Origin of the sequence: Staphylococcus sp. HMSC068G11 (assembly GCF_001815825.1) — a bacterium.
GTDB classification, from domain to species: Bacteria; Bacillota; Bacilli; order Staphylococcales; family Staphylococcaceae; genus Staphylococcus; species Staphylococcus epidermidis.
In genome coordinates this window covers 289,629-303,448 of the sequence record NZ_KV822090.1, presented here as the reverse complement: position 1 = coordinate 303,448, position 13,820 = coordinate 289,629, and the positions used below count along the sequence as shown (strand labels likewise).

The 13,820-nt window shown below is 28.1% G+C and carries 16 protein-coding genes and 1 pseudogene; 4 read left to right on the top strand and 13 right to left on the bottom strand.

The window, feature by feature from the left end; all coding sequences use genetic code 11:
* Window positions 1–217 precede the first annotated feature (217 nt).
* Window positions 218–292, top strand: coding sequence for an epsilon family phenol-soluble modulin (locus HMPREF3058_RS12500; RefSeq protein ID WP_095658922.1), 75 nt, complete (start codon window positions 218–220; stop codon window positions 290–292).
* 395 nt (window positions 293–687) lie between these two features.
* Here HMPREF3058_RS12500 and HMPREF3058_RS07715 read toward each other — a convergent pair whose 3' ends face one another.
* The gene (locus HMPREF3058_RS07715; RefSeq protein WP_002445993.1) at window positions 688–1,629 is read right to left on the bottom strand and encodes a cation diffusion facilitator family transporter; all 942 of its coding nucleotides are present in this window, start codon (window positions 1,627–1,629) and stop codon (window positions 688–690) included.
* A gap of 285 nt (window positions 1,630–1,914) precedes the next feature.
* Between HMPREF3058_RS07715 and HMPREF3058_RS07710 the strand changes: the two genes are divergently transcribed.
* On the top strand, window positions 1,915–2,418 hold the full coding sequence (locus HMPREF3058_RS07710) for a YagU family protein (RefSeq protein WP_002487167.1): 504 nt from the start codon (window positions 1,915–1,917) through the stop codon (window positions 2,416–2,418).
* Between the two features lie 1,475 nt (window positions 2,419–3,893).
* Entirely contained in the window at window positions 3,894–4,310 is a 417-nt protein-coding gene (locus tag HMPREF3058_RS07705; RefSeq protein WP_002474943.1) for a VOC family protein, read from the top strand.
* 222 nt (window positions 4,311–4,532) lie between these two features.
* Here the strand turns inward: HMPREF3058_RS07705 and HMPREF3058_RS07700 are convergent, their stop codons facing one another.
* A complete protein-coding gene (locus tag HMPREF3058_RS07700) occupies window positions 4,533–4,877 on the bottom strand; it encodes a DUF4260 domain-containing protein (RefSeq protein WP_002487175.1) in 345 nt (114 codons plus the stop codon).
* Between the two features lie 224 nt (window positions 4,878–5,101).
* Here HMPREF3058_RS07700 and HMPREF3058_RS07695 point away from each other — a divergent pair, with 224 nt between their 5' ends.
* Complete coding sequence (locus tag HMPREF3058_RS07695) at window positions 5,102–6,409, top strand: TrkH family potassium uptake protein (protein ID WP_002491227.1); 1,308 nt, start codon at window positions 5,102–5,104, stop codon at window positions 6,407–6,409.
* A 153-nt stretch (window positions 6,410–6,562) separates the two neighbouring features.
* Here the strand turns inward: HMPREF3058_RS07695 and HMPREF3058_RS07690 are convergent, their stop codons facing one another.
* From HMPREF3058_RS07690 to HMPREF3058_RS11890, 11 genes and pseudogenes are all read right to left on the bottom strand, one after another.
* Window positions 6,563–6,964 (bottom strand): DUF1433 domain-containing protein, encoded by a 402-nt coding sequence (locus HMPREF3058_RS07690; protein ID WP_002491233.1) that lies wholly within the window; start codon window positions 6,962–6,964, stop codon window positions 6,563–6,565.
* Window positions 6,954–7,358 (bottom strand): DUF1433 domain-containing protein, encoded by a 405-nt coding sequence (locus tag HMPREF3058_RS07685; RefSeq protein ID WP_002491222.1) that lies wholly within the window; start codon window positions 7,356–7,358, stop codon window positions 6,954–6,956. The genes HMPREF3058_RS07690 and HMPREF3058_RS07685 overlap by 11 nt, the downstream gene beginning before the upstream one ends.
* A gap of 1,185 nt (window positions 7,359–8,543) precedes the next feature.
* Complete coding sequence (locus HMPREF3058_RS07680; RefSeq protein WP_070731280.1) at window positions 8,544–9,206, bottom strand: hypothetical protein; 663 nt, start codon at window positions 9,204–9,206, stop codon at window positions 8,544–8,546.
* A gap of 350 nt (window positions 9,207–9,556) precedes the next feature.
* Window positions 9,557–10,333: a pathogenicity island protein gene (locus HMPREF3058_RS07675; protein ID WP_070731278.1), complete on the bottom strand. Its 777-nt coding sequence runs from the start codon at window positions 10,331–10,333 to the stop codon at window positions 9,557–9,559.
* Window positions 10,320–10,748, bottom strand: coding sequence for a hypothetical protein (locus HMPREF3058_RS07670; RefSeq protein WP_070731275.1), 429 nt, complete (start codon window positions 10,746–10,748; stop codon window positions 10,320–10,322). The genes HMPREF3058_RS07675 and HMPREF3058_RS07670 overlap by 14 nt, the downstream gene beginning before the upstream one ends.
* Before the next feature lie 29 nt (window positions 10,749–10,777).
* Window positions 10,778–11,311: a hypothetical protein gene (locus HMPREF3058_RS07665; RefSeq protein ID WP_070731273.1), complete on the bottom strand. Its 534-nt coding sequence runs from the start codon at window positions 11,309–11,311 to the stop codon at window positions 10,778–10,780.
* A gap of 289 nt (window positions 11,312–11,600) precedes the next feature.
* On the bottom strand, window positions 11,601–12,095 hold the full coding sequence (locus tag HMPREF3058_RS07660) for a terminase small subunit (RefSeq protein ID WP_070731271.1): 495 nt from the start codon (window positions 12,093–12,095) through the stop codon (window positions 11,601–11,603).
* A 4-nt stretch (window positions 12,096–12,099) separates the two neighbouring features.
* Window positions 12,100–12,441 (bottom strand): helix-turn-helix domain-containing protein, encoded by a 342-nt coding sequence (locus HMPREF3058_RS07655; protein ID WP_070731269.1) that lies wholly within the window; start codon window positions 12,439–12,441, stop codon window positions 12,100–12,102.
* 2 nt (window positions 12,442–12,443) lie between these two features.
* On the bottom strand, window positions 12,444–12,902 hold the full coding sequence (locus HMPREF3058_RS07650) for a pathogenicity island protein (protein ID WP_070731266.1): 459 nt from the start codon (window positions 12,900–12,902) through the stop codon (window positions 12,444–12,446).
* A 61-nt stretch (window positions 12,903–12,963) separates the two neighbouring features.
* Window positions 12,964–13,617: a hypothetical protein gene (locus HMPREF3058_RS07645; protein ID WP_002476196.1), complete on the bottom strand. Its 654-nt coding sequence runs from the start codon at window positions 13,615–13,617 to the stop codon at window positions 12,964–12,966.
* A 24-nt stretch (window positions 13,618–13,641) separates the two neighbouring features.
* Window positions 13,642–13,767, bottom strand: a pseudogene (locus HMPREF3058_RS11890) (pathogenicity island protein); the annotation flags it as partial.
* Between the last annotated feature and the right edge of the window lie 53 nt (window positions 13,768–13,820).

The window sequence follows — 13,820 nt, the reverse complement described above, 5'->3', positions numbered from 1 at the left end:
TCCCTACTTTTAAAACATTAATCCTTACCAAACATATAATAATTATAAAATACATAAATTATATCATATTTTTCGAAACAGAAAAGAATTCAAAGTTATTTTGTTTTTGAAATTATTTTACACTTAAGAATATTTTTTGATTACTTTAGAACTAGAAACCCAATTACTTTAGTTCAATACTATAATTTAGTTAACAAATACATAGGAGGTGAGTCACATGTTCATCATTAACTTAGTTAAAAAAGTTATCTCTTTCATCAAAGGTTTATTCGGTAATAACGAAAACGAATAATATTAAACTATTCTCTACTCCGCCCCTCCTGTTAGAGGGGTTTTTTACGTTAATGATTGTCTGTCGCTGAACATAGCTCAATCAATACTATTCAAAATTCAACTTCAAAAAAGCACACTGAAAAATGAAGTAGAACTATAGTCATAACGGCAGAATTATTAATAGAATTAGTGAAAATATTTCTACAAACGTTATCAAGTTTCATCACAAAAAGACATAAAGATAAAACTTGAATAATAAAATTTAGTATCCAATGACTATAAAATAATCCTCATCAAACTTTATTTGGGAGTCCTTTTAATTCATTAAGATAAAGTTATATAACTAGAGTGTAAGTAACTTTTTCATACACATTATTTATGCAAAAAACTCTTAATCAGTAAAATACTACTCCCCTATTCTTGAAGTTGTTTGAAATAATCCTCATCTAAATGATTGAGGTTTATATTTTCAATTTGAAGTGTTACATGTTCTAAACCGTATTGTGTTTTTAACAAATCCGAAACTTTATTTATTGTAGCATAAGGCGATTTAATGTAGTCATCACTTAGTACAACATGTGCACTTAAAGAACTTTGATTCGTTGTAACACTCCATAAATGGAATTCATGAATATCTATCACGCCTTCAACATCTTTCATTGCTCCCATAATTTCATCTGTATCATATCGATCCGGCACACGCTCCATCAGAACTTTTGAAGCATTTTTAATAATTTTGTATCCTCCTCTTAAAATAATCAATGAAATGAGAATACTAATAATTGGGTCAACAATGTTCCATCCAGTAAAATGAATCAACACAAACGCCACAATAATACCTAAAGAATTTAATAAATCACCAATGAAATGCCATAAAGCACTTTGAATATTAATATTATTCTCTTTCTTTAGAGAAATCATTAAAATGATGGTCAATACGATATTGGCAATTAAACCAATAAACGCAATTAGAATCATAATGCCACTTTCAACAGGTCTAGGGTGTATAATTCTCATGATACCCTCATACATAATTCCTAGTGAAATAACAATAAGTGCTAAGCCATTGAGAAAAGCTACGATAATTTCCAAGCGTAAAAAACCATATGTATAGTTCTTTGTAGGCGGCTTGCTCGAGAAATAAATCGCTACCATTGATAAACCTAATGCTAGAACATCACTTAGCATGTGAAATGAGTCAGAGAGTAACGCTAGTGAATTTGACACAATACCTCCTACAAACTCAACTACAGTAAATATCATAGTAATAACTAAAGATAACCATAATGTAATTTTTGAGCTACTTTGAAACTTTCTATGTTCAATGTGGTGAAAATAATCAGGTTTATTTTCCATGTTTTTCCTCCATCTTTTTACATCTGTTTAATTTTAAAGTTATTATACCCTTAATCTCATTTAAATAACTTAAATGAGTATTCGTTTGTAACTTCTCTAACTTTTTATAACTCAATTTTTTAATATGTTATAAAACTAATATTTCCTGTAAATTAAAGTTCATATTATTTAAACATTTAAAGGACATAAAAGTAATATAATTAGGTTGAATTATATTAAAGTTTCTCTTTTTAACAACGCTAATGGTGTTTAAATATAAATGAGGAACATAAGGAGACATGCAAAATGAATCATCAAAAAAATCAGAGTAGGTTTAAACTACTAATAGCTGGCATAATAGCAGGACTTTTATCTGGTGTAGTCAAACTAGGTTGGGAGGTAATGTTCCCACCCCGAACACCTAGCAGAGATGCCACTAACCCACCTCAACAACTCTTACAATTACTAGGAATACCGTCAGATATAACCCATCTCACATACAATTTTTCTGAGCATGCATTACCTTGGATAAGTTTTATCGTACACTATAGTTTTTCTATCGCTATTGCAATCATCTATATTTATATCGCAAAGAAATATACAAAAATCACATTAGGTTATGGTGCTTTATTTGGTATAGTTATTTGGATCGTTTTTCATTTAATCTTAATGCCGATGATGCATGTCGTACCTAATGCTTTTAATCAACCATTTTCAGAACACCTATCAGAATTTTTCGGACACATTGTTTGGATGATGGTTATAGAAATGGTCAGAAGGTATTTCTATAATATTCAATTAAATAATTAATTAATGAGACACAAAGTTTCAAAAGAATTGCATTTTTGCATTCATTTGGAACTTTTTTATTTCCTAACGTTATAAACAATATAGTATTGATACTTTTATGATTTCAAATTCCCCTTATTACATATAGCAATAAACAATCATACTATTTTTTAAATCATTTTGATAAATCATATGTTAATGACAACATTTTAAATTCTCTATAATACAGTAGAAATTAATCCTAATATTGTCGGTTATAAATTTACATTGTATACTGTATTTTATATAAGAATAAATATGGAATACGTTTGTTATTTTCGGTTCGCTGTTCAAATAAATAGTTATATAACTTTAATATTGGGAGAAATTACTAATGAAAGTTAAAATATTAGTTGTTTTTCTTATCAATATCACTATTCTTAACGGCAAGTGGTCTAAACTCCAAATATAGCTCAGAAAAAATATTGAAATGAGAAGTCAAAGTAAAAACAAAGCATCTCAAGCATAAGAATTGCAATGAATAAGTTCATTGAACATTACTACAGTGACTTATGATTCTTAAAAGCTCTCAAAATACAATTCAAACTCAAGAACAAGCTATTGATGGAAGTAATAATTCTAAAGATACTCAATATAATCAAAATTCAAATACCACTTCAACAATTTGCAATAACAACCTGAGTACACGCCAAATAACAAATATATGAACATGCCAAATCAAGAATGGAGAAATAATACTAGGAATAGACTATCTTCTAGTAAGAGGCAAATTCGTGACGAAATTCTCAATGGTAATTACGAAGGAGATGATGCACAGAAAGTTCTAGATGCAAATAATTATTACAAAAATTAAAAATTTTCATTTAGTTCAACTAAATAGAAAGAGGTTTATATGTTATACGTAATTATAGGCTTTTTTATAATAGGAATCGGACTATATATTTTTAGTTTCTTTTTAGCACAAAATCAAGGATTATCTTATAAAAGTCATTGCAGAAATTTTTCTGCAGTTTTTATATCACTCGGTGTATTATGCTTAATGGGGTATCTCGTTCATTATATATCTAAACACTATTTAGGCATATAGTTATCGCTACCAATTAAACTTACCAACAATCGTAAATTTTTTAATTGAGCGAAAGATAAGGGCTAACGTTTTATGTATAGATGGATAAAATCTATCATTTAATGTATAGCTCTTTTTTATTTAATCATCTCAACATATACGTTATTATTTATTACTAATGTATTCACTATATATGTCTTACCTTTAATACCAACTTTTAATGATTAAAGATATAACCATCATGGATCACTTAACTTTATTTATTAAAATAATTGCATTGAAAATATCACTAAAGATACTTCAACAATGCCTCCTAGAAAATAAACTAAAATTAACCGTTGATACTATCGACTTCATTTGTTTTATCGTCCTTGACATTGACGTTACGTTATAGATTAAAGTTGATCTTACCAATAAAGGAGGATTAACTATGGAATTATATAGTATGCCTATGTTTAATAAAATTTTAGTTAACGACATTGAGAAATCATCAGAGTGGTATCAAGAGAATTTAGGTTTTAAAAGTATTTTTAAATTTAAAAATGAACAAAATCAAGTTTTAATGGAACATTTACGATTAGCAAAATATCAAGATATAATGTTAATTTCTGGCAAGCAGTTTGAGGTCGGTAATGCAGTTTATACAAATATACTTGTACCAAATATTCGAATTTTAAAACAACGAATATCTTCTCAATATATCGTGGAAGATCTTGAAGAAAAACCATGGAATTCTATTGAAATGACAATTAAAGATTTAGATAATCATTTAATTACGCTTACACAAAGTAACATAAGAAATGAAGAGTTTAATACCTTGATGCAACATACTTCAAAAACTTTTTAAACTATAAGCTAAATCTCCTAGACAATAATTATTGTTTAGGGGATTTTATTTATGAACAGTCATTAATTAAGTTAAAAGTATAATAATTTCACACTCTTCATTTCTAATTTAATTTAATCAAGTAATTCAAAAAATTTAATGATCACTCTCCATTACTGTATTATATTAAATCGTTAATACCATGACTTGTATAACTTGAAATATCTATTCAGAAAACTATGATTATATCTTTTGTATTATCGTTTTATCAGTATCTGATGAATATTTAAGTCCGAAACCCATAGTTCTATCCATACTAATATGAGCTAACCATATTAAAGCAATCTGTAAAAGTAACTTTTCATCAATGTATAAATATAATAGCGCGATAATTATAGGTGTGATATACGTATGTCCAATATTGTAGACATAACTACCTGTTTTTCTATTAATCACATATCCTAACATAAAAATATCTGGAACTAATAGTAAAAGTAAAAACAGCCATATAGAAAATTCTAATTTAAAATAAACAGCGATTATGATTATAAATATAAATGCATTTTCCAACTTAATTAAACTACGCATATTAACCCCCACTTTATTTTGATGTATTTTAATTGAATACTTACTACTACAATTTTAAAAATTATCACTTATTCAAGCTAAGCACCTTTTTAAAGCTGATATCGTGTTTATACTCATTGTGAATAGTAAATATTTAAAAACTTTAACAAGTTATTACACTTTAAAATTCACTTATGATATTATCATCTTTGTTATATAACTCATATAAAGAATGGTGGAAATTTATGAGCAAAGTAAATAAACCTTTATATTTCTATCTTATGTTATTTCTGTTGACAACTTTAATTGGTGCTTTTCTACTCTATTTGCCCTATACAGGAAAGAAACCCATTAACTTTATTGACGCATTGTTTGTAGCTTCTAGTGCATTCACAGTAACTGGTCTATCACCAGTTGATGTCGGAACACAATTTAATATTTTTGGAGAAATCATTATCTTATTACTTATACAAATTGGTGGATTAGGTATTGTTACAGTAGCAATGCTAACTCTCATCTTTTTAAATAAGAAAATATCAATTAACAATAGAATTTTATTTATGATTACTTGGAATATTGACGAACCCGGTGGTGTAATTAAACTTATTAAACATCTAGCCATATACAGCATTGCCACTGAATTATTTGGTACACTTTGTCTATGTTTATCGTTTATTCCAAAATTTGGTATAGGTAAAGGTCTATTTTTAAGTCTATTCACTTCAGTTTCCGCATTTAACAACGCAGGATTCGCCCTTTTTAAAAACAACTTAATCGACTTTTCAAATGATCCGGTAATCATTATCACTATTCCAATACTTATCATTTTGGGAGGCTTGGGGCATTTAGTTGTGGTTGATTTGTGGAACGCCAAAAGTTTTAGAAAATTATCCCTACACTCTAAACTCGTGTTAACTACCACTGGTTTATTAATTTTGATAGGCACAGTTTTCTTCTTTTTACTAGAAAATCAAAACTCTATGCTACACATGGGATTAATTGAAAAAATAGGAAATGCATTTTTCCAATCAGTGACAACAAGGACTGCAGGATTTAACACAATTGACGTTGGAAACATTAAAACACCGACAGCTTTATTACTTATGGCTCTTATGTTTATTGGAGGTGCACCATTGAGTGCTGCAGGTGGTATAAAAGTTACAACTTTTGTTGTTGCAACAATCGCTATTTTTAATACAATACGCAAAGAAAAAAACAACTCTATATTTAATCGAGAAATATCAGAAAGATACATACAGTTGTCTTTCGTAACTATTCTCATTTCTATTGCATTTATCGGTATGGTTACGTTTATACTTACCATAATCAATTCCAATATACCTTTACTCAAAATACTCTTCGAAGTCGTATCAGCATTCGGTACTGTCGGTCTCACTATGGATTTAACTTCCGAATACTATAATTGGACTGAGTTTATTATTATTATCGTAATGTTATGTGGTAAAATTGGATTATTGAATATTAGTAGAGCGCTTGTTCCACCTAAAGACCCTAAAAATTATAGATATACCAAAGGACACATTCACTTATAATGAGTTCCAATTACTGTAGAGTTAATATTCAAGGGTTAAAAAATATGTAAATAATTTCTAAGTTATTTAAAGCGTAATTGAAATGATTTTAAGTTCTAAAATTTTAACTATAAAAGGATATAGAAGAGGCTGGGACATAATTCCCAGCCTCATTCAATTTTTATTCGCTTCATTGTTAGATTGTTTCTTTTTTATTTCTGAAACGGACTTTATATTGTTATGATACAATACTTCAAGATTATTAGAACTTGTTATATCTCCATCAAACTGAAAATCTTCTGTAGATCTTATACCCACAGTAAAAGATTTATCTTTATCACTATTTACATATCCACTAATATCATAACCATCCATTGGATTTCTTTCAATTTTTGTAAAATGTGTATTCTTATAACCCTTAACATTATATTTCATAAAAAGTTCTATTCTGTCTTTTTGTTGATTGTAATACTTTTCCTCTGCCGCTTTCTTTTCATCATACTTCATTTTTAAATAGATGCTTAAAAGTATTGTTACAATTACTAGTATTAATAAAACTAGAGTTTTAATTTTCATTTTGCTTATTTTTCTCTTCTTTTTTTATTTCTGAAACTGTTTTAGGATTTTTAATAATTATTTTATCAAATTCTTCAGTACTTGAGTAATCTCCTTCAAATTGATTTTTTTCATCTAAATAAGCAGACGCAGTATAGCTTAATTTTTTATTATTATTAATATAACCTTTAATTGCGTAACCTCCCATTGGATCTCTTTCGCAACTTGTAAAATCAATACTTTTGAAATCTTTAACATTATATTTCATATATAATGTTATCCTTTCTTTTTGTTCATCATAGTATTGTTGCTTTATTTCTTTTTCTTTGTCATTCTTCACTTTTAAATAGAAGACTCCAACAATTAATCCTATACTAATTAATATACTGAATATTAATATTACTTTTTTATTCAAAAAATCATTCCTTTGAGGTGAAATAACGGACAATCTTCATACTAAAAATAACACATATCACAATCTAGCTAGTAGTGTTTATAATATACATCAATCAGATAAAAAGATAGCAATTGAACCCCAAAATTGAACTCAACAAAATTTTAAAATTCAAGCTTCGCGGGTCAATAAAGTTAACGACTTCCAAGCAATAGCAGTATATCCAAAAAGACAGTAAAGGAAATGTAGATAATTAAACTGGGTGTTTTGTTTATGCTTGAACAGATCGATATGAATATGCTGATATTACCTCTGATATATATTTAGGTACCAATGATATTGAAATTGAAACTAATCCAGATAACATTTTAAATGCAGTTATTTACAGTGACACTACCTTAAAAGAAATTAACCCAAGTACAGTTGGAAATAATAAATGGCTGAAAATGGTTGATCAAAATAATGCAAAAGTAACTGATCAATTTAACGAAGCTTATCTTTGGACTCAGTCAGTTTTGAATAACTTGAGGGGGATAGGACAAGCTGAAGACTACAGGCTGAAGCTGTCCCCTAAAAAAGCGAGCTAACAACACGAAGTATTGTAAATAAAATAGCCAGTAAATGAATTTATAAAAAACTCATTTATTGGCTATTTTGCTAGGAATTATGTCTCAGCCTTTTTTCTTATGAGATGTGGCACATCTGGGGCAATACTATGGCAACAAAAACAAAAAGCCCACAACCACATGGGTTGCAGGCTATATAATGGAGACGGCGGGAGTTCATTAATGCGTTTATCTATTCATGTATAAATCGCTATAAGTGTTGTCATATCAACGTTTACATTGTCTATTCAGTTGTGTGTAAAATGTTAAAATTGAAAAAACACAAGATATTTGGGGCAACATTTTTAAATTCTATTATCTCTATTATTTTTAGTTTATACACTCCATTATGACCAGTAATCATTACATAAATAAATCTTTAATACTTTATTTGCAATGATCAGCATTTTATATCCTGTATAACGATTTCTCTATGCAATAGAATATTCCTCTCAGTGTATCATTTTTAGTACCTGGCACGAATTAATTTGAAAAATTAACTTCAAACCTTTATCGGCTCAGCGTTTTATTAACTAAATACTATGAAAATTTTTAAAATATACCATTCCAACAAAAGGATTTTCCAATCTCTCTACTTTTATTAAATTTTCTCTATAAGTTCATCTCTTAAAGTATCAATGTTTTTTATTATCTTATGAAAATTCTCATTCACCTTACTTAAAGTATCTTGATAATCATAAAAATCTTCATCTAAAACTTTTCGAATTATACCATTTTCATTGGTTTCATTTACCAACCATATAGTTGATGGATAGCTTACTATTTTTAATTGTGATGGAGGTTTTATCTCCTCAATTAATTTTTCACTTAAAAATACATATTGATTTAATAATTTAATTCGTAAATAAGTATCTTTCAATTCATTATAAGTTGTTTCAAATGTTTTTAAATTTACTTCGAGATAAGGAATTTTTTCAAGTTCACTACAAATAATTACATTGTCCTTAATTTCTTGTAAGGTGTTTAAAGAACTCTTTTTATAATCACTAATTAAATTAAATAATTCCTTTGTATTTTTTATAAATAGTTCCCGATTAGATAGTTTTAAAGCATTATCCCCTGATATTTTAGCGCCTAGATAAGCACCTCCAAATGTAGCGAATAAACCTAAAAAAGAAATTGAAATCATTAAACAATCTTTAAAATCTATTTTAAAAATGGTTTCTATCACTACAGAGAAACAAAAAATAAAAACTAATAAAGCCAATATGTAAAGATGGAAATATTTTTTTAAATGTTTCATAAGTAACCTCTGCTAAATTTTATATATCGTAATACAAGTTTTCGTTAGTGATTATTATATCGGTTTTCTAAATATAAATATAGTCACAGTGAACATTTCTGTTCAATCAGCTATGTCATGACATCGTATTTTGCTACCTCATAAAAAAAGAGTGAACGATTTGTTCACCCATATGTTAATCCGATTATGTATAGTAATCATTAAATATTTAATTGTCATACATGCAGTTAAGATACATACTTACACTATCTCATTTCCCACTGCGACACAGGCAGTTTCTCAGCATTAAATACACCACTATTTAGTTAGTGGTGTGAAAATAAAATATCTTAAATTCAATTATTTTATCCCTAAAGCATGTTAATTAAATCTGAAATAGACAAAATTGGAATAGTTCTTTGGTAATGTCTAGGTAATTGATTTTGATTGTTAGGTGTAATCGCAGTAACAATTACTTTATTAACTTCAACAAAATTATTTTTATCTCTACTACGAGAGTGACATTGTATTAGTTTACTCTCTAAATGATTCATTAATTGAAGCTTTTGCTTTAAAGCTTTATTTTTACCCAATTTTAAAGAATGAAATTCACGTTGTAAATTAGCTTTGCATTCGCATAAAGTTATATATTTCCAATCTTCAATACTTACAAAATCTAAAAGTCTTCCACTAAACTTTTCATTTCCATGCAAAGTTGTTCTCTTATACGACACAATAGGTTCATGTCCTATTTTATTAACTGTATCGTTTCGCCGTATGACTTTTAAATATGTATACTCAATAATTTGACCTAGATAATTATTTTTATCTTGAACATTAGATAAGTTAACGTAAATTTTATTTAAAATTCTCAATTGTCTATCATCGAATTTTAAAACTTTTTCATTTGCTCTTCTTTTTACAATTTTGTATTGATTCAAAACTCTTCTTAAAAAAAGATCGAGACTTATCTGCATTTTATAGTTTTCAGGAGTATATTGTCTAATTCCATATAATATGGAAGATAAAAAAATTTTTTTCTCTCTCTTGTCTTTTATTGTTTCAATTAAATCAATTCCATCCATTGAATATAATTTTTTTATACTATTTTTATCTTTGTTTTTGAATCGAATATTATTTATCTTCATTTTCCCAGAACCTATAAGGTAATACATAGTGTGGTAATTTCATGTTAGACAACAATGTTTCAACTTCTTTTCTAAAATACGGTTCCACTATTTCTAATAAGGTAAATCTTAGTTTAGTATCATCTATAATATTTAATTCAGATATGACTTTATATTTGACTTTTAATTTACCAATTATTGTTTCATCACCAGTTTTTTTAAAAAATTCCTCTTTGTCTTTGTTTTCTTCCCATGTATTCGCTTTTACGCTTTTTAATATGAAATCAAAGTCTATTATAGCTATTGTCTTATCTTCTGATATTTCAACATTGTTTTTTGCCCTGACAGCTATACCATCATTGTTTTTATCGTCATTCTCTATCATGTTTGAATAATTAACTTCTAATTTTATAATATCTTTTATTGAACTTTTCATACTCTGTCCTCTTATTAATTCATTATTTTTTATATATTCAATGGTAAGAAATGATAATCGCTATCTTTATTTTTATTCAACTTATTTATTTTTCCAAAGAAACTATATTGCTTGCTTGTCTTTTCATACTTATTGAATTTCGTATTTTTTTTATTTTTAATACTAGCATATTTAATATCTTCTAAAATATCTGGGTAAAATGTATTTTCAAAAATATATGAGCTTTCTAATTCATCTTCTTTTATCTCATCAATTTCAACATCTATCATATCTTCTCTAATATCAAAAATATCATAAATCATTTCTAAATCTATATTATTTTCTGACAAATTTCGTTTAATATTTAAAATATCATCTTTCAAAAATATATTAGTTGAATTTTTTTCAACGAATTTAACATAACTTTCTAAAAATATTAATTCTTCTTTATCTATAAACGCACTATGAGCTATTCTGTCTCTTTTTGCTTTGAATTCTTCCATCTTTTCATTTATAACATTAAACTTATTATTTACTTGTGTTTGCATATCGTTTAATACATACGTATATTGAACTACACTCATATGTTACTCCTTTTTAATATAAAAATAACAGCGTTATAACGCTGTCACCGTAATAAATTTATTGTTTATGCTTTTATATTTATTTGACGAATATAGTATTTCATGTTGTATAGCAATTATAATATTATACGTTGTTAAAAACAATCACTTTATATCAATTGTCAAACTTTATTTATACTTTTTAACACAAAACACCAAACCACATAGGCTTGGCGTTTAAACTACTTCTCAAATTTACCTATATCATCAATATGAAACTCTGCATTCGGGTATTGCTTTTATAACTCTTTTAAATCTCTTTTCTTTCATCATCTTCACCAATACTATCAATAAACACTGGTGTAGTTACATTTAAGTCTACCTTTTCTGTGAATAAGCTGTGGTATCTACCGAGTAAATCGCGAGCTTTCATGCGATCACTAGGCTTGATAGGTACATCTACTGTTTCCACATGTTCATTATATACGAGATTCATTCTTCCGGTATCTGGGTTACGTTCAAATGTACCTTTCTTTACTACAGCTTCTTTGGTTTCAGTCTCATCGCCTACTGCTGCTTGAGTTAATAAATATAGTAACTCTTTAGCTGATAAAATTGTATCGTCCATAATCTCGTCTTTCTTACTTTTTATATATTCGTCCACTTTCTCTTTGCGTAGTAATCGACTACCAGTTACATGTGCACTATTCGGGCTATATCCTGCCTTTATAGCGCTTTGAGTAACATTGAGTGTCTTAATATACTCATTCGCAAAACGTTCTTGTTTTGGCGTTAATTTGTCCATTGAATCACGCTCCTTGTTTTATTATTTTATTTAGTAAACCATCAAATAACTGTTGCACTCTGGATTGGGGAATTTCTAGTATTTTAGCTATATCACCAAATGTGCGTCCATTACATAGCAACATAAAAATATTGTATTCTCTAAAATCTGCAATACGATCAACCAGGATATCTAGGTCATTCATAAATATATGTTCATCTGCATTAATTGTTTGATATGAATATTCTTCTACATCATCATTTAACGTAAAGAATTCATTAGCTGATACATCCTTATAATCATCATTCACATTATTATGGTAGTTTAATATAAAGTCTTTCAGTGTCTCTTTATCACCAACAAACATAATCACACCACCATTGTATGTTGTGGCTCACTAGCCTTTGTTAAAGGCGTATCATGGCTAAAGTTGTATAAATCTACCTGCAAACGTTCAATGAGCTCATGCGTCTTGATACGTCCATGTGATTGCATGTATCTAACCACTTTCTGTTGTTCTTCTTCCGTATAGGTATTGAGCACCTGCTTTAATAAATATAATCGGATGGCTGAATCATCTTTAAAACGTTTCAAATTATCTTTAGTTTCACTGATCCATATCACTAAATTATCAACGGGATAAGATACAGAAATAACACCCATAATATCGTCACATGTTGTTATTGAGGTGCTTAAGTGATACATTTCATCAATATGTGACTGTGCCGTCTTAATTTTAGAATTAATATATTTAGGATTATATTTTGTTAATAACTCATATTCAGATATCTTTGTTTGTTGATATGATTCATTAGTACGTTCTTGCACGATAATACCCCCAATAATATAGAATGAGCCTACCCCAAATAAAGGATAGGCGTTAAATTGATTATTTTGTCACACTATTGATTGTGTCAGTGTATCGGTCATTAATTGTTTTGAAATCCACTGAACCGTATTCATTTTCTGTTACAACCACACCACTGTTTGCCATTCCCGTTTGATTAATCACGTTATAGCTATACTCCAATTGAGCATATTCATCGTTGTTACGCTCTGGATATAAAACATTTTGTTTCAATGTTTCAAAACTCATGGCTACTTTATTTTTTTCACTTTCAGTAAATCGCTTATTGATGACATCTTGGAATAACTTCACTTCATATACCGTCGTATTAGTAGCACTAGCGTTTACAATCATTGCGATAACTTCAGTGTTATCTAATAAATCAATTTTGGCTGATAGATCTTGGCGCTTTAACATTTCAGATTGAGGATTGCTATAATCCTGTTGTGCTTGTTCAGTTAATGTATCCAATTTGTTTTTGATATCTTCCATCTTATTTATAGCAAACTGCTTAAAACTCTCAGTTAATGCTTCAACTTTTGGTTGCTGTTGCTTATCAATGACATCTGGACGATAGCCCTGCTTATACATTGTCTTAGTTTCATTAAGTAAATCGTCTAAATCTCCTAATAGATTTCTATATTTCCTGTCATCAAAGAATACACTCCATGTATTTGGCTTAGTTGTTGTTGTCATATATATACCTCTTTCGTTTTTATTTTATAATTTAATACGTTTTAAAGCCTCATAACGTTTCATACTGCCATCTGCTAATCTTTTAATACTTTCCATTGCTTGTTGTTTTTCTTCATCAGTAGTGATGATGTAATAACCACGTTCTTGTTTTTACTCATTTTATTTTATGCTTAACAACCCTTAAAATCGTTGTTTTATAAACT